At 57.6% G+C, this 18,150-nt stretch carries 16 protein-coding genes; 8 read left to right on the top strand and 8 right to left on the bottom strand.

The window, feature by feature from the left end:
- The first annotated feature begins 7 nt into the window (after nt 1–7).
- Together hisH and NW808_RS02080 are read left to right on the top strand one after the other, a co-directional pair.
- Nucleotides 8–652, top strand: coding sequence for an imidazole glycerol phosphate synthase subunit HisH (gene hisH / locus NW808_RS02085; protein ID WP_414420114.1), 645 nt, complete (start codon nt 8–10; stop codon nt 650–652).
- 22 nt (nt 653–674) lie between these two features.
- Nucleotides 675–1,136 carry an EVE domain-containing protein gene (locus NW808_RS02080; protein ID WP_414420113.1) on the top strand — a complete coding sequence of 154 codons (462 nt, stop codon included), beginning with the start codon at nt 675–677 and terminating at the stop codon, nt 1,134–1,136.
- Between the two features lie 69 nt (nt 1,137–1,205).
- Here the strand turns inward: NW808_RS02080 and surE are convergent, their stop codons facing one another.
- The gene (gene surE, locus NW808_RS02075; RefSeq protein ID WP_414420112.1) at nt 1,206–1,985 is read right to left on the bottom strand and encodes a 5'/3'-nucleotidase SurE; all 780 of its coding nucleotides are present in this window, start codon (nt 1,983–1,985) and stop codon (nt 1,206–1,208) included.
- 324 nt (nt 1,986–2,309) lie between these two features.
- On the opposite strand from surE, the gene NW808_RS02070 reads away from it, so the two are divergent.
- On the top strand, nt 2,310–2,975 hold the full coding sequence (locus tag NW808_RS02070; RefSeq protein WP_414420111.1) for a Crp/Fnr family transcriptional regulator: 666 nt from the start codon (nt 2,310–2,312) through the stop codon (nt 2,973–2,975).
- A 3-nt stretch (nt 2,976–2,978) separates the two neighbouring features.
- On the top strand, nt 2,979–3,848 hold the full coding sequence (locus tag NW808_RS02065; protein ID WP_414420110.1) for an alpha/beta fold hydrolase: 870 nt from the start codon (nt 2,979–2,981) through the stop codon (nt 3,846–3,848).
- Here NW808_RS02065 and NW808_RS02060 read toward each other — a convergent pair.
- Entirely contained in the window at nt 3,788–4,387 is a 600-nt protein-coding gene (locus tag NW808_RS02060) for a Ycf51 family protein (protein ID WP_414405041.1), read from the bottom strand. The genes NW808_RS02065 and NW808_RS02060 overlap by 61 nt on opposite strands.
- A gap of 153 nt (nt 4,388–4,540) precedes the next feature.
- Here NW808_RS02060 and NW808_RS02055 point away from each other — a divergent pair, with 153 nt between their 5' ends.
- The 3 genes from NW808_RS02055 to NW808_RS02045 all read left to right on the top strand — a co-directional run bounded on the left by NW808_RS02055 (nt 4,541) and on the right by NW808_RS02045 (nt 6,307).
- A complete protein-coding gene (locus NW808_RS02055) occupies nt 4,541–4,927 on the top strand; it encodes a dynamin family protein (RefSeq protein ID WP_414402069.1) in 387 nt (128 codons plus the stop codon).
- Nucleotides 4,905–5,816, top strand: coding sequence for a GTPase domain-containing protein (locus NW808_RS02050; RefSeq protein ID WP_414420109.1), 912 nt, complete (start codon nt 4,905–4,907; stop codon nt 5,814–5,816). Before NW808_RS02055 ends, NW808_RS02050 begins: the two co-directional genes overlap by 23 nt.
- A gap of 113 nt (nt 5,817–5,929) precedes the next feature.
- On the top strand, nt 5,930–6,307 hold the full coding sequence (locus tag NW808_RS02045; RefSeq protein WP_414420108.1) for a hypothetical protein: 378 nt from the start codon (nt 5,930–5,932) through the stop codon (nt 6,305–6,307).
- A gap of 5 nt (nt 6,308–6,312) precedes the next feature.
- Here the strand turns inward: NW808_RS02045 and NW808_RS02040 are convergent, their stop codons facing one another.
- From NW808_RS02040 to NW808_RS02015, 6 genes are all read right to left on the bottom strand, one after another.
- Complete coding sequence (locus NW808_RS02040) at nt 6,313–7,437, bottom strand: FtsW/RodA/SpoVE family cell cycle protein (protein ID WP_414420107.1); 1,125 nt, start codon at nt 7,435–7,437, stop codon at nt 6,313–6,315.
- Nucleotides 7,382–8,791: a UDP-N-acetylmuramoyl-L-alanine--D-glutamate ligase gene (murD, locus tag NW808_RS02035; protein ID WP_414420106.1), complete on the bottom strand. Its 1,410-nt coding sequence runs from the start codon at nt 8,789–8,791 to the stop codon at nt 7,382–7,384. The genes NW808_RS02040 and murD overlap by 56 nt, the downstream gene beginning before the upstream one ends.
- Before the next feature lie 76 nt (nt 8,792–8,867).
- Nucleotides 8,868–9,563: a type 1 glutamine amidotransferase gene (locus NW808_RS02030; RefSeq protein ID WP_414420125.1), complete on the bottom strand. Its 696-nt coding sequence runs from the start codon at nt 9,561–9,563 to the stop codon at nt 8,868–8,870.
- A gap of 161 nt (nt 9,564–9,724) precedes the next feature.
- Nucleotides 9,725–11,533: an ATP-binding protein gene (locus tag NW808_RS02025; RefSeq protein ID WP_414420105.1), complete on the bottom strand. Its 1,809-nt coding sequence runs from the start codon at nt 11,531–11,533 to the stop codon at nt 9,725–9,727.
- 4 nt (nt 11,534–11,537) lie between these two features.
- Nucleotides 11,538–12,686, bottom strand: coding sequence for a DNA double-strand break repair nuclease NurA (locus NW808_RS02020; protein ID WP_414420104.1), 1,149 nt, complete (start codon nt 12,684–12,686; stop codon nt 11,538–11,540).
- Nucleotides 12,687–12,703: 17 nt separating this feature from the next.
- The gene (locus NW808_RS02015; RefSeq protein ID WP_414396797.1) at nt 12,704–13,840 is read right to left on the bottom strand and encodes a Druantia anti-phage system protein DruA; all 1,137 of its coding nucleotides are present in this window, start codon (nt 13,838–13,840) and stop codon (nt 12,704–12,706) included.
- Nucleotides 13,841–14,111: 271 nt separating this feature from the next.
- On the opposite strand from NW808_RS02015, the gene NW808_RS02010 reads away from it, so the two are divergent.
- Nucleotides 14,112–18,074, top strand: a complete 3,963-nt coding sequence (locus NW808_RS02010; RefSeq protein WP_414420103.1) for a magnesium chelatase subunit H — start codon at nt 14,112–14,114, stop codon at nt 18,072–18,074.
- Nucleotides 18,075–18,150 lie beyond the last annotated feature (76 nt).

The raw sequence follows: 18,150 nt of genomic DNA, 5'->3' as shown, positions 1-18,150 counted from the left end.
AGGATCCATGAAAGCCGTGCGCCTGGCGGTGATCGACTATGATGCCGGCAACTTGCATTCAGCTTGCAAAGGGCTGGAGCGGGCCGGGGCCGAGGTGCAGATAGTAACAGAGCCGGACGGCCTAGAGGCTTTTGATGGCGTCGTCCTGCCAGGAGATGGGGCTTTCGACCCAGCCATGCAGCAGTTGCGGGCGCGGGGCTTTGTGGAAGCCTTCCGAGCGGCAGTGGAGCGGCAGCAGCCCTTCCTGGGCATCTGCCTTGGGCTGCAGGTTTTGTTTGAAAGCAGCGAAGAGGGAAACGAGCCAGGGCTGGGCATCGTGCCAGGACGGGTGCAACGCTTTCGACCAGAGCCAGGCCTGCGCATCCCCCACATGGGCTGGAACCAGTTGCACCTCACCCAGCCCCAGTCTCCCCTTTGGGCAGGGATCCCTGACCAAGCCTGGGTCTATTTTGTCCACTCCTACCACGCGGTGCCCCACGACCCAAGCTGGGTGGCCGCCACTACTCAGCACGGCAGCCAAACCTGTGTGGCCGCCATTGCCCAGGGCGCCGTGTTGGCCACCCAGTTTCACCCGGAAAAGTCCGGTCCGGTTGGTTTGAAGATCTTGCAAAACTTCGTGGACTTTGTGGCCGGATCCCTGGCCCGCACCTAGGCCTCGGCTTTTCCCAAGCCCCATGAACTACTGGCTGATGAAATCGGAGCCCAGCGTCTACAGCATCCGGGATCTGCAGCGGGAGGGCCAAACTCTCTGGGACGGCGTGCGCAACTACCAAGCCCGCAACTACCTGAAGGCTATGCAGCCTGGGGATCGCGCCTTTTTCTACCACTCCAACGCCAACCCTCCCGGCATAGCCGGCTTAATGGAGATCGTGGAAACCCAGGTGGTGGATCCCAGCCAGTTTGATCCCACCAGCCCCTACTACGATCCCAAGTCAACCCCTGCAGCTCCCCGCTGGTACACGGTGCGAGTGCAATTCGTTGCTGCCTTTGAGCGCTTGATCCCTTTGGCCCAGTTGCGGGCCACTTTTACCCCTGCAGAGCTAGAGGTGGTGCGGCGGGGCACGCGACTGTCGGTGATGCCCGTTCCCCAGGTCGTGGCAGAACGGCTGCTGGAACTGACAGCCTTTTCCCCCTAGTCCTACGAGGCTAGGGCGAGCCAGCTAGAGGCCTCTTGGCCCCTGGCAAGGGGATCGACTGCCAAAGCTTCAAGAGCCAAAGGTTGAGAGTCCCCAGCGCTGCAGGCTGTCGAAAGCTGCGTAGGCCGTCAGATCTGGCTGCAGGGGCGTAATCGACACGTAGCCCTCGGCAACTGCCCGCACATCAGAGCAGGGATCCACCTCCTCTTCCACCACCTCTCCTGCCAGCCAGTAGTAAGCCTTGCCGCGGGGGTCTACTCGTTTCTCGTAGAGATCTGTGTACTTGCGCCAGGCCAGGCGGGCCAAGACCATGCCGCGTATTTCAGCTAGCCCCAGCGGCGGCACGTTGACGTTCAACAGCATTGGCTTCTCTAGGGGCTTCAGGCTCAGCTTCTCCAGCAGGGTCAGCACCACCTGGGCCGCCGGCTGAAAATCCTGGTGGGTAAAGCTGGCCAGGCTCACTGCCAGGCTGGGGATCCCTTCCAACAGCCCTTCCATGGCCGCTGAGACAGTGCCTGAGTAGAGCACATCGGTGCCCAAGTTGGCCCCCTGGTTGATGCCGGAAATCACCCAGTCGGGACGATGTTGCAGCAAGCCATCCAAACCCAGCTTGACGCAGTCCGAAGGTGTGCCTGAACAGGCCCAAGCTTGCACCTCTGGCGGAAACCCCTCCCGCACCGGCTCCAGCCTTAGAGGCTTGTGCAAGGTTAGGGCATGGCCCGTGGCCGAGCGCTCCCGATCCGGACAGACCACCGTTACCTGGTGCCCGCCTATCTGAGCCAGCGTTGCCGCCAAACACCGCACCCCGGCCGCTTGGATGCCGTCATCGTTGCTGACGAGAATATTCATCAGTGCCACCCCTCACCCACCCCTGGCCATCCTTCCCTTCGACCAAGCTCGGCTGCCTCTATGATGCCCTCTGCTGCCAAGCCTACAGCCGGCCGGAAGCCAAGACAAAGCCTGAGAAGCGCAGCCTAGCATGTTATCATTGAGCATAGTCTTACGGACAATATCCGTAGAGGTACGGTGTCGTTCAGTAAATTTTGAGGGTCATTATGAAGCTAAGGTAAAGCTAGTCTTCTTCCTCTTGTGGGGGCTGCCAATGGCGTCTTTGGTGGAGGGAAGAGCCCAATGTAGCCCCTGAGGTTGCCCAATCGACAGGAAGTCTATCCCATGTCCCTAGTTTCCATTGCATCGGCAACAGAAGCTCAGGAGTGGCGAGAACTCTGCCAGTGGGCTGGGGAGCACTACCGCTCTCGCACTTTTCCCAAAGATGTGCGCATCCCCACCCGTCCGGGACTGGTGTATATCCCCCAGGAGGGGGTGGTGCGCCTGGTCAGCCAAACGCCAGAGCGGCGGGAAGTTTTTGTTGGGTTTATCACACCTGGCGTGCCCTTTGAGGTGAGCCACCCAGAGCGCTTTGAGCTAAAAGCCTGTACCCACGTCGATCGCACCACGGTGATGTGGTTTTACTGGAAGGATTTAGAACAGTGGCCCTATCTGCACCAGAAGATTCAGGAAAGCTTCCGCCAGCAACTCCAGCGCAAGTTGCTCTGGCTAGGCAACCTGGGCCAGCGTCGAGCCATTGACCGCCTCAGGGGGTTTCTAAGCCTGTTGATCGAGGAGTACGGCCAGCCCTGCGACCAGGGGATGTACCTCCCCTGGACTCTAACCCACGCCCAGATTGGGGATGCCATTGGCGCTACCCGCGTGACGGTAACCCGCCTTTTGGGATCCCTGCGCTCGAAGGGGTTTGTGCAGATCCTGGATCAGAACCTGATCTGCATTCCCAATGGGGTGAAGCTGCAGCCGACGCCAAAAAAGGTGGCCAGCGCTTAAGCTATGGGCCTACAGCTTTACTACCGGGCCTGGGGAGAAGGGATCCCTTCCCTGCCCATCTTGCTGCTCCACGGCCATCCTGGCAATGCCGACTGCATGGAAGTTTTTGCCGAGGCGGTGGCTGGGATGCACCCCTGCGTAGCCCCAGATCTGCGCGGCTACGGGCGTTCGCAAGTACGGGATCCCTTTGAGATGTCGGCCCACTTGGAGGACTTGCAGGAGCTGCTGGATCGCCTGGGCTGGCGGGAGTGTCTGCTGCTGGGCTGGTCGCTGGGCGGGATCCTAGCCCTAGAGTTGGCTTTGCGCCTACCCCAGCGGGTCAAAGGTTTGATCCTAGTGGCCAGCGCTGCCTGTCCCCGCAGCAACCATCCCCCTACCGATTTTTGGGATCAGCTCAACACCGGCATTGCTTCGCTGCTCAACTGGCTTTGGCCCGGCTGGAGTTGGAACATCAACACCTTTGGCCGCCGCTCTCTCTACCGCTACCTAATCCAGAGACATACCCCGAGAACCTATCGCTACCTGGCCCAGGCAGCTTTGCCGGCCTACCTGCATACCTCTCCTCAGGCTCGCCAGGCCCTACGCGCTGCCCTTCGACAGGGCTACAACCGCGAGGGGGAGCTGCACCGCCTGCACCTGCCGGTTTTGATTCTGGCTGCGGAGCAGGACTGCCACATCACTGTTGCCAGCAGCCTAGCCACGGCTCGCCTTCTCCCCCAGTGCACCTGCATTGTCTATCCCAACGTGGCTCACCTCTTTCCCTGGGAGATCCCTGAGCAAGTAGAGCAAGATCTGCGCCGCTGGCTGAGGGCTCAGGACTGGGCCAGGGGAGGCTCTTGCAAAGTCCCCTCAGAGGGCGGGGCGGCCTCCTGAACTTGGGCTAACCTACGCAGCCGAGCAAAGGCCTCTTCCTCCAGGTGGATTTGCTGCTGCTGTTGTTCTTCCGGGGTGCGCAGGCGTTTCCCCAAAGGCTGTTGCAGCGTGCCCAAAAGTAAGGGCTCAGAGACTCCCGGCTCGGGGTGGATGACAGTGCGGGCTTGCAGGGTAAATACCGGCGAGCCGGTAGAGAAACGACCAGAGGAGGCCAGATCGCTAGCTGCCTGCTTCAGCGTAAGGATCAGTTGCTCCGGGGTAATATCTGGGCTAACGGCAATGACCGCCCGCTCCGCCCCTTGGTCATAGACAGTGGTGTAGGGAGCAGCCCCGGGGATGCGGGAGCGGAAAATGGGCCCTAGGCTCAGGGCAAAACAGCCTGCCGTTAGAACCAAGGTAAAGGCTGTGTAGCCCACTAGCGAAAACTTCCAAGGCCAGTTGCGTATCCAGGCCAGCAGAGTGAGCAGCGCCAGGAAGACCGCTACTCCCAGCCCCACCTGGCTGGCAGAGGCGAAGAAAGATTGCAAAGAGCCATCCATCATTCGCAAACTACCTCTTGTTGACCCCAGAACTGCCGGCGGCTATGTGCATTTTAGAGCCATTTCTTTATGCTACTAAATCAGCATTGCTGGCAAGAAGGACGCTGAAAAAATGCGAAGAAAACGAACCACGGTACTGGCGAAAGGACTATAATGACTATAATGCCGGCGAAGCGGCTTGAGAGCTGTCGGCATTCATCTTCAACTCTATCTGAAGGAGCGCATCACAGGCTTGATTCTACGGATCCCTCGGTAGCCCTGCGGATCGCAAGAGAGTCACTGTTCACCCTTGGCAACCTCACTGCCGGGATCCTCAGCGAATACCACGACGTCATTAGCAGCTCTGTGCTGCTGGAAAAGCTGCAGGCCTTTCGGGTTGTCTACGAAGAGGCTGTTGCCCGCCTACAGAAGCCCTCCTTCCGGATTGCCACCATTGGCACCACCTCTTCGGGCAAATCCACTATTGTGAACGCCCTCATTGGCCGGAAAATCGCGCCTATTGAGGCCCAGGAGATGAGTGCCGGGATTCCTGCGGATTAGGCACAGCGAGCGGAGCAGGCTAGTTATCCACAATACCGAAGGAGCTACCTGGGAATGCGGCACGTGGGAAGACCTGAGGGACGAAGAAATCTACAGCCGGCTCAAGCTGACGATGGAGGCCTACCACCAAGAGCGGCGAAAGAAGAGGAAGAAGAGGGATGAAGCGGAGGTGGGCATCCCTCAGGTAGACGTTGAGTGTCCGCTGCTGCCGGTCAGAAATCCTTTTCTGCTAGGCCTGCCTGAGGGCTTACAGGTCGAGATTTATGACTTGCCTGGCCTAAACTCAATTCAAGATAGAACAAGCCTTAGGATTATCCAAGAGCATGTCAGCAAGTGCTTTAGCTTTGTTGCACTGAATTACTCTCAGACAGATTGGCAAGGACGGGAAACTCTCTTGAGAGAGCTAAAGGATGTCGTAGAGTTTCTCAGAGGTCAAACCAGTTTGATGGTCTTCTTGCTCAACAGGGTTGACATGCGGAATCAAACCGACAACCCTCTAGAGCAAAGGATCGAGGAGCTGAGGGAGGAAATTCAGGAGATTCTGGCTCTTCCAGAGCCACCTTGCATCGTTCCTCTTTCTGCTATTGCACTCTTTTATGCTCAATGTGCTTGGGGAGCTAACTCTTCTGAAGCGTCGGATGTAGATCCCAGTACCAGGCGATGGATGGTCAGCTCTCTTTTTAAAGACTGCTATAACTTCATTAAAGCCTCTACGGGAGGTGATAAGGAGCTGAGGTCGTGGCTACTTAACCTCGAGAACAGCATCGAGGAAGGACAGGAAATATCCGAATTTTTTTCTCTGACCAAGCCCATCAGATCCCTGCTGAGCGCCAGGTCCACTGCCTATTGCTCAGCGATATTGCTCTCAAGGGTTGGGCAGTTTCCCTAGCGGCGGAATCCCAGCTTCTGCTTAAACATGGGTACCTTCAAGATGCTGTTGATGTCCTAAACTTCGAGGTCCCTCGTTTCCGGGAACTGAGCGAAAGGTGGTGTGCAGCTCTCTTGCCAGCAGACCGGCCTCAGCTCCGGACGGCCTATACGTACAAGGCTTCTGGCTTCGCTGGCCGCATCTCTAGCGAACGCATCCAGCGCATTGCTCGTCTTTCCCCACTTGATCGAGGGCTTACGCCAGAGCAGGTCTTTCTCAGAGAAAAGAATCTTTCCGTCGAGTTTCAGATGACCTATTTCCAGGAGTTGGACAAGTCTTGGTACCTTTCCCAAGCTGCTTTAGCCGAATACCTAGATACCCTCAGCGAGCTCACCGAGCGCCTTGAAGGTCTCCAGTCTTTTGCTCGCCTCTGTCGAGAGCTTAACCAAGCGGATCCGTACCGATTGATCCCATCTGAACCCAAAAGTCTCTATCTACTGGCTGCCGAGTAAAACGGTCAGCCGACCTCGCGGGCAGCGCGCACCAGCAGCCCCGCCATGATCAGCGCCGAGAGAATCGAGCTACCCCCATAGCTCACTAGAGGCAGGGGCACCCCTGTAGTTGGCAGCATCCCGCTCACCACGCCGATGTTGAGCAAGGCCTGGCCCACCAGAAACATTAAGCAGCCACAGGCCACTAGACGAGTGGGCAGATCCGGGCAGCGCCACATGACTCGCAAGCTCACCCAGGTATAGGAGCCCAACAGCACCAGGAAGAAGAGGGATCCCACTAGGCCAAACTCCTCCGCATAGACCGCAAAGATGAAGTCCGTGTACTGGATGGGCAAGTAGAACAGCTTTTGTTGAGAAAGACCGTAGCCTTTGCCCCACCACCCCCCTGAGCCAATAGCCAAGAGGCTTTGCACCAACTGGTAGCCATCTCCTCGGGCATTGCCCCAGGGATCCAAAAAAGCCAGGATGCGCCGCCGTTGGTAGTCTTTGCTGAGGATGCTCACCACTGCTGCTAGCGTCCCCAGGCCTGCCGTAGCCAAAAGGGCGAAGAGGGGGACCCCAGCCGTCCAGGCCATAACCCAGAGAGTAAGACCGCAGATGGCAGTGGTGCCCAAGTTGGGCTGGGTGAGGATCCCCACCAGCCCCAAAGCAAAGAGCCCAACCCAGACTCTACGAAACCAGCGGGGATGCTCGAACCAACGGCCAAACACCCAAGCTCCCTGGAGCACCAGCAGGGGCTTGAGCAGTTCCGAAGGCTGGATGACAGGGATCACCTTCAAATCCAGCCAGCGAGTGGCATCCAGGCGGGAAACCCCTAGCCCCGGCACCTGGGTAGCCCAGACCAAGCCAATGCCCAGCAGGCAGAGGATCCCGGCCCAGGGGAACCAGCGCTGCAAGGGGATACGCACCAAGAGGGTAAAGCAGGCCAGCCCCAGCCCCGCCCAAAGCAACTGGCGCTTGAAAAAGTAGAGGCCATCGCCGGTAGTCTGCTGCGCCACCGGATAGGAGGCCGAAAACAATACCGCCAGCCCTATCCCCAGCCAGACCAGCGTCAGCCAACGCAGCCAGCGCGCTTCAGCGTTCCAGGGATCCCACCAGGGCTTGGCAGCAGGCTCGAAAGTGGTGGCCACGGTGCTCGAAGCTGGGGTACTGGTCAAAGCTGGCACAAGCGGGCGACAGCAAAACGGTGATGGGCTGAGCTGGATTGGCTAGAGCTTGCGCTAGGGAGCAGGCGGCTGCAAAGGCCCTTTCCACCGCCACATCTAGGGTCGGCAGGATCTCGACGTCAGTATAGCGGATTTCCTGAAGAGCCTTGGCCAGCTTAGGAGCAGCCTCCCCAATGAGCAACACGCGGGCCACCTTGGCCTGAATAAGCCGCAGCCAGGCCGAGGGATCCCCCTGTTTGGCCCTTCCCCCGGCAATGAGGATAATGGGCGGGGAGAGGGCGTTGAGCGCGACCCAGCCGGCCTCGTAGTTGGTGGCCTTGCTGTCGTTGACAAAGCGGATGGGGGTGGATCCCACCCGGATTTGGGCCACCCGTTCCAGCCGATGGGGCATGCCGGCAAAAGAGCGGATGGCGGCTTGAAGGGCAGCGCTGGGGATCCCGGCTAGATGAGCAGCCGCTGCTGCCAAGAGCAAGTTTTGCAAGTTGTGTGAGCCAGGGCAGCGCTCGGCAAAGTCCTCCAGCTCCGCCACCGCCTCCCCCTGGATGTAAAGCGTGCTCCCTCGCAGGAAGACATCCGCTTGTGGATCCTGCAGCGAAACCCAGTAGGTCTTTTCCCAGTCTCGCCGCCGGCGAAAGAGGTAGGGGTCCTCGCCATTGACCACCCGCCACTGGGCCCGCTCCAGCAGCCGCGCCTTAAAGCTGGCATAGCGCTCCAGCGTGCCGTGCCGCTCTAGGTGATCTGGGGTGAAAGTTGTCCACACTCCAATGCGGGGTGGGCTGCCAGGGGAGCTCTTCATCAGGCGGCTGCTGGCCTCCAGTTGGTAGCTGCTCAGCTCTGCCACGATCCAATCTGGCCGACGCTGCCCTTGCCAAGTCTCCAGAGCCACTTGGGACAGGGGCAAGCCAATGTTGCCGCAAGGGATCCCTTCCAGCCCCGCCGCCTTGAACATCTCCGCCACCAGGGCCGTGGTGGTGCTTTTGCCGTTGGTGCCCGTGATCCCCACCCAAGGCAGATGCTCTAGGAACTGCCAGGCCAGCTCTGCCTCTCCCAACACCTCGATCCCTTGCCGACGTGCCTCTTGCAGCAGCGGGTGATCCCAGGCAATGCCGGGGCTAACCACCACTTGCTCCACCCCTGGCAGCAGTTGAAAAGGCTGGCCCAAGTGGACAGAGATCCCCTCTCGTTCCAGATCCGCCTGCCGTTGCCGCAAGATCTCCGAGTCCTGCTCGTCCCAGACCCAAACCTCTTTTCCTTGCGCTCGCAGCAGCCGTGCAGCCGACCGACCTGCGATCCCCAGCCCTAGAACTTGATGGCCCACGTCTAGTTCCTTGGCAACTTGGGCTTGCAGATCCGCATTTTACAAATCTAGCCGCCCTCTAGAGCGTGGCACTGGGCTAGGGATTGCAACGACAGAGAAAGGAGAGGACCTCGCCCATTAGACGGTTTATGGCTTGGTACTTCTCAGGGGAGGCTGAGAGGATTTCTGCCTCTGACTGCACATAGGTAGATGGCAATAGTTCGTCGCCGCAGTTGGAGACAAGCCCTTGCACCAGTTCTGGCGTGGTTTCCAAGTGAAACTGGAGGCCGATCACTGAGCGTCCAAGCTGAAAGGCCTGATTCTCACAGCCTTCGCTTTTGGCAAGGTGAATTGCACCGGGCGGCAGCTCGAAAGTTTCCCCGTGCCAGTGAAAAACCTCAATCGAAGGCGGGAAGCGAAAGGACAGCTCGTTAGCCGGTTGGATCCCTTGCACCGGCCACCAGCCTATTTCCTTGACAGGATTGGGAAACACCCGAGCCCCCATTGCGCTGGCAATCAGTTGCGCCCCCAGGCAGATGCCCAAAATAGACTTGCCAGCCTCGATAGCATTGCGGATGAACTCTTTCTCCTGGACCAGCCAAGGAAACGTGCTTTCGTCATTGGCACTCATAGGGCCACCCATGACGATGAGTATGTCAAATTCATCCAGGCTCGGCAATCTCGTCGATTCAAAAAACTTTGTGCCTGTTACAGGGTATCCCTTGGCTCTAAGCCAGGACTCTATGTAGCCAAGACCCTCAAACGGCACATGTTGCAGGTAGTGAGCGCGCATCTCAGCTTCAAGACTAACCTCCCGGCCTAGCATAGCCCCCGTGGCTTGCCAGGCTGCCTCGCTGTCACTGCTTCTAGAATCAGGCAGTCACGTTTCCGGGGGCTGGGTTTCTTAGTGTACTTGGAGGTAGTTGATGGATCCCCTTAACTTCATCGTGCTCTTTACAGCTTATTGGCCCCTAAAAACTCGTCGGCATTGCTAAAAGCGTTGAAGAACAACGGTGTACCCGCAAACGAGAGAGGAGAAACTGGGCCAATGGTCATAAATGAGTACTCTCGGCTTTCAGTGTCAAAGGACGAGTGTGGGTCACGGAATAGCTGATAGAGATCAAGGGCTTTGCTACGCCCACCTACTAGCTCACTCAATGTCTTGAATTCAGCTCCCATACCTAAGCCGAAGCCAAAGAAAAGGATGCGCAGCTGCTCCAAAATCTCTCGGTGCAGGCTAGAGAGGGTCTGGCTGATGAATAGCCAGCCTACTCCGTACTTACGAGTGGTGCGTGCCGCATCAATCAAGATGTCCCGTACAGCTTTCTTCTCTTCACTCTCAGGTTCTTCACGAGGTGCAAGGCGGTGAGCTTCATCTATCAGCACCAGTGTGTTGAGACCTTGGCTTTGCCGATAGGCATATTCTGCCGCTGTGCGAGTACCTTCCAATAGCCGTTTGATCACCAGCGCTTGTATCGTCTCATTCCAGAACAAGGGAGTACTTTGCGGCTGGGATTGATCTCCACCAAAAAGGGGGAGCGTATTCCAACTCGCAGCAGTTTGAGTTGCCTGTTCTATAGACAAGTCTATCACGACGAGAGGCCGCTGATTTCGATCAGAGTTAAACAGGCTGGCCAACAGCTGCTCTACTTTCTGTGCTCCTGATCGATCTTCACGAAACAGTTGCGTAACAGGAAGCCAAATTGTCTGATATAGGTCATTCTGATTGGCACCAGCCATCTGCTGACGGACTCGTTCCCTAGCCTCCTTCGAACCATAAAATCGCACCTGAATACGCTCTTCCTGCAAATATCCCCACGCTTTATCGAAACTCTCACGTTTGTGTAACTTGGCAAGATGTACACCGTCTTTCTGCAACTGCTCACTTATGGCCTCTGCGGCCTGACGCTGGTTTTCGACTGCTTTAACGCCAAGCCGCTGAAAGAATCCTGACTCCAAGAGGATCTGTTCAAACAAGTTCCACCGGTCCAGCACCAAATTCCTCACGCTATACACATTGGTCGGCTTTCCAAGCCTGTCCAGGACTTCTTTCATTCGCAACTGGAATGCGCCTGGAACTGCCTCACCTCTCGCCTCTTTAGCAAATTCACCCTGCGGATCAATGACCAGGAGTGCCATCCCGGGATAGCGGGCATAGGCCAGCACGATCATCTTAGCCAGCACCGACTTTCCAGAACCGGTTTTGCCAAAAATGCCCAGATGGTAGGCTTCGCCAGCACCCTGGGGACCAGTGTCGAAATGTTTGAACCAAAGGGGCAAAAGCGGTTTTGAGCCATAGACATGCCCCAGGTAGAAAAGCTGGTCACGATAGGGCGAGAGCAATTCGGATAAAACGGCATCATTGACAAGATGAATGGGCGTGCCTGTAGCCGGGACAGTGCCCAGGATACTGGGACGGTAGCCATTGGATTCAGCAGAGAAGACGGCGCTGATCGTCATCTCCCCTGTATGGGTATCCTGGCGTTCGCTGACTGTATCCACCCGCCCACGCTGACGAATCAGGCTGCGCATGGTGGGGTCTTCGTGCCAGACATTGCGCAGTTTCACCTCAGTAATCTGTCCCAAAGCATAATGAGAAAGCCCATCCTGGTAATAGCGAAACAGGGCCAGTTCCCCCACAAGCTTCTTGCTGACGGCTCCGGCCAAGATGTCCAGCGCCAATTCACTGGTAGAGGATGGTGACCCCACCACGCCAATCCGTTCCGCTGCATCCACAAGCTGATCAAGATTATTCGTTGGCATAGGATCAGGCTCCTGACTCGGTGCGATAACCATGCAGGCCTAGAAAAACCTCACTAATGTCCCCCAAATACGTCTCAGCGATATGCTGGCTGGTAACCTGCCGAAACGTAGGGATGGCCTTGGGCAAGTGCTTGACCATACGATCCGCCATGTAGAGGGGGTAGGGCTCCATGACCGCCGGTGTACCGCATTGATGACGAATGCCATGGAGCACTGTGGCCAGGCGCGCCCGATTTTCAGATACCCTCGGGTTCATCTCCACTCGAAGAGCGGGAAGCCAGGGATAAGGACGATAATAAACGACCCGGATTTCATCCAGTAGAGCAACAATCTCCCTTGTTACGCCTTCTGCTTCTTGCTTGAGATTAGATGCGAGTGGATCCAGATTCAAGTGCCAGGGTTGAGAAGGCTGTTGGAGAACCATAGGGCCTGTGTATTCACCCGGCTCCAGCACAAAACTTAGAAGTCCGCGATCGTCGTGGGTATCAGGCCAGCCCATTTTCTGGCCAATTTCCCGTCTTGTCGTATATTTGGGTATCGCTACCCAGCAACGGTCGCTTCGATCTGAGGCCAATACTGTTCGGTAAGCTTCCAGGAACGAGAGCACGCCCCCAAGAAAACGGGCCGTCGTATGCAAATGTAAAGCATCCTGACTCTTGTTCAACGCCTGATTAAAGTAAATGAGAGGGGTCGTGAGAGAGCCATCTATAAAGACAACCTCGTGCGGCGCTTGTGCTGCCAGTTCTAACTCCATACCGATCATCAGAGCACGCAGGATGGTGCCCGTTTCGGCTTCGTGCGCCTCCGTCTCTATCCAAATTCGGTGGCGAGGTTCGGGCCAGTAGCGCGTTTCTGAAGGTGGCGTCAAGCCTTCGACAGCCACAGCAGCTGCTGCAATCAGGTCGCTGGCTAACAATCGCTCAACAGCATAGGAACCATCTACACCGCAGGTTGTTGGAACAGACGTATAGGGAACCTCGGCATCGCGATGAAGCAAGCCTGCTCTCTTGAGGCCCTCTCGCCATTCCTCGCGACGAGTGCGTACTTGCTCAAAATTATCCAGCAGTTTCTGACTAAGATCCGCTGTGCGTTTGAGAGCCTCATCAACTAAAGCAGCAGGAAGTTCACCAAAGGGACGCTCTCCAGATTCCATTACAAATTACTCCATCTTTACTCTGTGGCCTTATTCTGTTCCATCAGAAGTATATTCTTGATTTCCTCTTTGCGCCAAGCCCGCCATCCATCCACTCGCCCTGCTCGCGGCAGCAGCCAGCGCTCCCGCCACCAGGCGACCAGTTCCGAGAATGGCAAATTGCGATAGATTGGTTCAGTGTCACGGCCTTCCATGTATGCTTCCAGATTGTCCACCAGGCGAAACAGAAACACTTCCCGCTTTATGCCATGGTAGAGGAGCTGATCTGAAAGACCTAGCCGTCTGAGGGCTTTCACTATTATTTGCCATTTCCGCCTTGGCCCACTACCAAAGCCACCGCGAGTCGAAATGCCTTGGTTTTCTAAAAACTCTCGGAATAGTGGATAAAGTTCCGCTAGGTGAAAAGCTCCGTATCCTTCGGTATAGCCAATAGACTTAGCTATAAGAATTCCTTTGTAACTCAGGCGGTTATACAGGCTACTTCTTCCAAAAGCACTTGTGGTTGTAAGTGCAACTAGGTGAGGTTTTAGGATGCGCTGTTCGATTTCAGTCACACGACCCAGGTATTTGTGCCAGTAGGCTTGTCGAACCTCATTTGACGCTGCTGCCAACGCTACCAGTTTTCCACCTAGGAGACGGTTATATGGTGGCACAGCGCCCAAAGTTTGAATATCCATTGTCTGGTTAACCATCTCCGTTTTTTTGCCAGGGGGGTAGCAAAACAGACGATCGCGAGCTGGAAAACTAAGAGGCGGGGACTGCAGAGCTAACAGACCGATCAGCTTGTCATTAGCTTTGTCTATGATTAGAAACCGGGAGCGGCGCCCATATCCCTTGGAGAACGGGATAGACCAGAGTAGCCGAGCTATGCGGAAGAGGTCATGGTGCTGCTGTTTGGTAACCTCAACTAAAACCGGATCAATGCGCTCAGGTATAATCTCGTTACCATCTGCGAAGAAGGTGAGGTATTTAGGAAGATATTGGCGAAGCCAATCTTGCCGGTTAGCGATTTCTAACTGAAGAGCAGGCCTGTGTACCCGCCGCAAGCTCTCCTTACCAAGGACAGAAGGGCGTAGCTTACCTTCATCTGTTACTACGAACCCAGCTTCTTTAAGCTTAGTCAAAACAAGTTCTGCTAACTCCGCTTCACTCACCCTAGCCGATCCTCTTCTGCTTCAACAATCCTCTGCAGCCTTAACGTAGACAACGTAATGCACTGCTCCCTTGCTAAGGGTAACGCGAAAGGCTCCCACAGAGTGATCAGATCCCTCTGCCCTTACAGAGGCTCAAAGGTTATTTCGAATTGTTACAGCCCTGCCTCCGTGCCCCCAGCAGGGATCCGTTTCTCGGGTAGAACGGGAAACAGGTCATAGGGGATAATGCTTACCCGTAGGCTGTTTGCATCACCGGACGGAGAGCGACCGCATGTTTACTCTGGTTAAGCCCATCACCCGCCACGTTGCCCCTGCTGAGGTGGGGGATCGCCGCTTGATGAAGGTGGTGTACGTGGTGTTGGAGCCGCAGTATCAGAGCGCCCTGACGGCGGCGGTGCAGCGCATCAATGCCCACAACCCTAAGCTGGCGGTGGAGCTGTCGGGGTACTTGGTGGAGGAGCTGCGGGATCCCTCGGGGTATGAGGCTTTCCAGCGGGATCTGGAGACGGCCAATGTCTTTATTGGATCCCTGATTTTTATCGAAGACATTGCCCAGAAAGTAGTGCAGGCGGTGGAGCCCCTGCGGGAGCGGCTGGATGCGGTGGTGGTCTTCCCCTCCATGCCGGAGGTGATGCGCCTTAATAAGCTGGGATCCTTCTCCATGGCGCAGCTAGGGCAGTCCAAGAGCGCCATTGCCCAGTTCATGCGCAAGCGCCAGCAGGGATCCAGCTTCCAAGAGGGGATGCTGAAGCTGCTGCAGACCCTGCCCAAGGTGTTGAAGTACTTGCCCTTCGACAAGGCGCAGGATGCCCGCAACTTCATGCTCAGCTTCCAGTACTGGCTGGGCGGATCCCGGGAGAACCTGGAGAACTTTTTGCTCATGCTGGCGGATCGCTACCTGCCAGGGATGCGGGGGCAGCTCTCCTTTGCTGAGCCCGTCACCTACTTGGAGATGGGTATCTGGCACCCGCTGGCACCACAAATGTTTGCCAGCCTGGCGGAGTACTGGGACTGGTACAATGCCCGCGAGGATCTGCCGGAAGACGTGAAGGATCCCTTGGCCCCCTGCGTGGGGCTGGTGCTGCAGCGCACCCACCTGGTGACGGGGGATGATGCCCACTATGTTGCCATGGTGCAAGAGCTGGAGTCGCGCGGGGCGCGAGTGGTGCCGGTGTTTGCCGGCGGCTTGGACTTCTCCAAGCCAGTGAACGAGTTTTTCTGGAACGAGCAGAAAACGGCGCCCATTGTGGATGTAGTGGTGTCGCTAACCGGGTTTGCTCTGGTGGGCGGGCCGGCGCGGCAGGATCACCCCAAGGCAGTGGAGACGCTCAAGCGGCTAAATCGCCCCTATATGGTGGCCCTGCCCTTGGTGTTTCAATCCACCGAGGAATGGGCCAACAGTGACTTGGGCCTGCACCCCGTGCAGGTGGCGCTGCAAGTTGCCATTCCCGAGCTGGACGGGGCCATTGAGCCAATCATCCTCTCGGGGCGCGACGCCGTCACCGGCAAAGCTCACGCGATGCAGGATCGGATTGAGCTGATTGCAGCGCGGGCCATTAAATGGGCCAATCTGCGGCGCAAGCCCAAGATAGAGAAGAAAATTGCCATCACCATTTTCAGCTTTCCGCCAGACAAGGGCAATGTGGGAACAGCCGCCTACCTGGATGTGTTTGCCTCCATCCACCGGGTGATGCAGGCGCTGGCCCACAATGGCTACGACCTGGGGCCAGAGCTGCCCAAAACCCCCCAGGAGCTGATGGAGTCCATCCTCCACGATCCCCAAGCTCAGTACGCTAGCCCGGAGCTGAATGTAGCGGCCAAGCTGTCGGTGCGGGAGTACGAGGCCCTGACCCCCTACGTCAAAGCCATTGAGAAATACTGGGGGCCAGCTCCAGGGCACCTGAACACCGATGGGCAAAATCTACTGATTTACGGCAAGCACTTTGGCAACGTGTTCATCGGGGTGCAGCCCACCTTTGGCTACGAAGGGGATCCCATGCGGCTACTTTTTTCCAGGTCGGCCAGTCCCCACCACGGCTTTGCCGCCTACTACACCTACCTGGAAAAGGTTTGGAAAGCCGACGTGGTCATCCATTTTGGCACCCACGGGTCTCTCGAGTTCATGCCGGGCAAGCAGATTGGCATGTCCAGCGAGTGCTACCCGGATAACCTGATTGGATCCCTGCCTAACCTTTACTACTACGCTGCCAACAACCCCAGCGAGGCCACCATCGCCAAGCGGCGGGGCTATGCCTGCACCATCAGCTACCTGACACCGCCGGCAGAAAACGCTGGCCTCTACAAGGGGCTGCAGGAGCTGCGGGAGCTGATTGGCTCTTACCAAACCCTGCGGGAGGGGGCGCGGGGCATTGCCATTGTCAACGCCATCTGCGACAAGGCGCGGCTAGTCAACCTAGACAAAGACGTGGAGCTGCCGACGGTGGACGCTGCCCAGCTCACCCTAGAGGAACGGGACACGGTGGTGGGCAAGCTCTATGCCAAGCTGATGGAGATTGAGTCGCGGCTGTTGCCCTGTGGGCTGCATGTGATTGGGGCGCCCCCCACAGCAGAAGAGGCGATTGCCACCTTGGTAAGCATTGCCAGCATTGACCGGCCGGAGGAAGGGATCCTCGGCCTACCCCGCATCATTGCCCAGAGCCTGGGGCGGGATATCGACGAAATCTACCGCAACCGGGATCGGGGGCACCTGGCGGATACAGAGCTGCTGGATCGCATCAACAAGGCCTGCCATAAAGCAGTGGCCGCGCTCGTGCGGGAACAGACCGACGCCCAGGGGCGGGTCTCGCGCGTGGCCAAGCTCAACTTCTTCAACATGGGACGGCAGGCGCCCTGGCTGGTGGCCCTGAAGGAGGCGGGCTACCCGCAGGTGGATCCAGACCTGCTCAAGCCTTTGTTTGAGTTTCTGGAGGAGTGCCTCAAGCAGATTACGGCAGATTACGAGCTGGGATCGCTGCTGCGGGCCTTGGAAGGGGAGTACATCCCGCCGGGCCCGGGAGGGGATCCCATCCGCAACCCCAACGTCTTGCCAACTGGGCGCAACATCCATGCTTTGGATCCCCAGTCCATCCCCACGGCAGCGGCCATCAAGTCGGCGGAGATTGTGGTGGAACGGCTGCTGGCGCGGGAGCTGAGCGCCAACGGCGGCAGGTACCCGGAGACCATCTCAGTGGTGCTCTGGGGCACGGACAACATCAAGACCTACGGCGAGTCGCTGGCGCAGGTGCTCTGCCTGCTGGGGGTGCGTCCTAAGCCAGATGCCCTGGGGCGGGTAAACAAAGTGGAGCTCATCCCCCTGGAGGAGCTGGGGCGGCCCCGCATTGACGTGGTGGTGAACTGTTCCGGGGTATTCCGGGATCTCTTTGTCAACCAAATGGCCCTTCTCGACCGGGCAGTGAAGCTAGCAGCCCTAGCCGATGAGCCGCTGGAGCTGAACTTTGTGCGCAAGCATGCCCTACAGCAGGCAGAAGAATTGGGGCTGACTCTGGAGCAGGCGGCAACGCGGGTCTTTTCCAACGCTTCTGGCTCCTACTCGGCCAACATCAGCCTGGCCGTGGAAAACAGCTCTTGGGAGGACGAAAGCGAGCTGCGGGAGATGTACCTATCCCGCAAGTCCTTTGCCTTCGGCTCCAATTTGCCCAACCAGCAGATGCGGCAGCTTTTTGAGGCCAGCCTGAAGACGGTGGATGTAACCTTCCAAAACCTGGATTCGTCGGAGATTAGTCTGACAGACGTCAGCCACTACTTTGATGCGGATCCCACCAAACTGGTGCAGAGCCTGCGCCCCGACGGCAAGGCTCCCTCAGCCTACATTGCCGATACCACCACGCCCAATGCCCAGATCCGCACCCTGAGCGAGACCATTCGCCTGGACGCTCGCACCAAGCTCCTCAACCCCAAGTGGTATGAGGGCATGCTCAAGCACGGCTACGAAGGGGTGCGGGAGATTGCCAAGCGGCTGGTGAACACCTCTGGCTGGTCGGCCACGGCAGGTGCGGTGGACAACTGGATCTATGAGGAGGCCAACGAGACCTTTATCAAGGACGAGGCAATGCGGCAGCGCCTCATGAACCTCAACCCCCACTCCTTCCGGCGCATCGTCGGCACCCTGCTGGAGGTGCATGGGCGTGGCTACTGGCAAACTTCCCAAGCCAACATCGAGCGCCTGCAGGAGCTGTATCAGGAAGTGGAAGACCGGATCGAGGGGGTGGAGTAGCTGGTCAAGGCCATCCCCGCAGAGGAGAGCTGAGGCTTCTCCTTGCATTTGCTGGCATAAGGGGGTTGGTAGCAAA

It is taken from the genome of Synechococcus sp. W70.1 (genome assembly GCF_047461515.1).
Taxonomy (GTDB): domain Bacteria; phylum Cyanobacteriota; class Cyanobacteriia; order Thermostichales; family Thermostichaceae; genus Thermostichus.
The sequence above is the reverse complement of the archived record's forward strand: the minus strand, read 5'-3'. Positions and strand labels throughout refer to the sequence as shown.

Coding starts and splice junctions, on each gene's coding strand:
- hisH (WP_414420114.1), top strand. CDS start 8: ATGAAAGCCGTGCGCCTGGCGGTGATCGACTATGATGCCGGCAACTTG.
- NW808_RS02080 (WP_414420113.1), top strand. CDS start 675: ATGAACTACTGGCTGATGAAATCGGAGCCCAGCGTCTACAGCATCCGG.
- surE (WP_414420112.1), bottom strand. CDS start 1,985: ATGAATATTCTCGTCAGCAACGATGACGGCATCCAAGCGGCCGGGGTG.
- NW808_RS02070 (WP_414420111.1), top strand. CDS start 2,310: ATGTCCCTAGTTTCCATTGCATCGGCAACAGAAGCTCAGGAGTGGCGA.
- NW808_RS02065 (WP_414420110.1), top strand. CDS start 2,979: ATGGGCCTACAGCTTTACTACCGGGCCTGGGGAGAAGGGATCCCTTCC.
- NW808_RS02060 (WP_414405041.1), bottom strand. CDS start 4,387: ATGGATGGCTCTTTGCAATCTTTCTTCGCCTCTGCCAGCCAGGTGGGG.
- NW808_RS02055 (WP_414402069.1), top strand. CDS start 4,541: ATGACTATAATGCCGGCGAAGCGGCTTGAGAGCTGTCGGCATTCATCT.
- NW808_RS02030 (WP_414420125.1), bottom strand. CDS start 9,563: ATGCGCGCTCACTACCTGCAACATGTGCCGTTTGAGGGTCTTGGCTAC.
- NW808_RS02025 (WP_414420105.1), bottom strand. CDS start 11,533: ATGCCAACGAATAATCTTGATCAGCTTGTGGATGCAGCGGAACGGATT.
- NW808_RS02020 (WP_414420104.1), bottom strand. CDS start 12,686: ATGGAATCTGGAGAGCGTCCCTTTGGTGAACTTCCTGCTGCTTTAGTT.
- NW808_RS02010 (WP_414420103.1), top strand. CDS start 14,112: ATGTTTACTCTGGTTAAGCCCATCACCCGCCACGTTGCCCCTGCTGAG.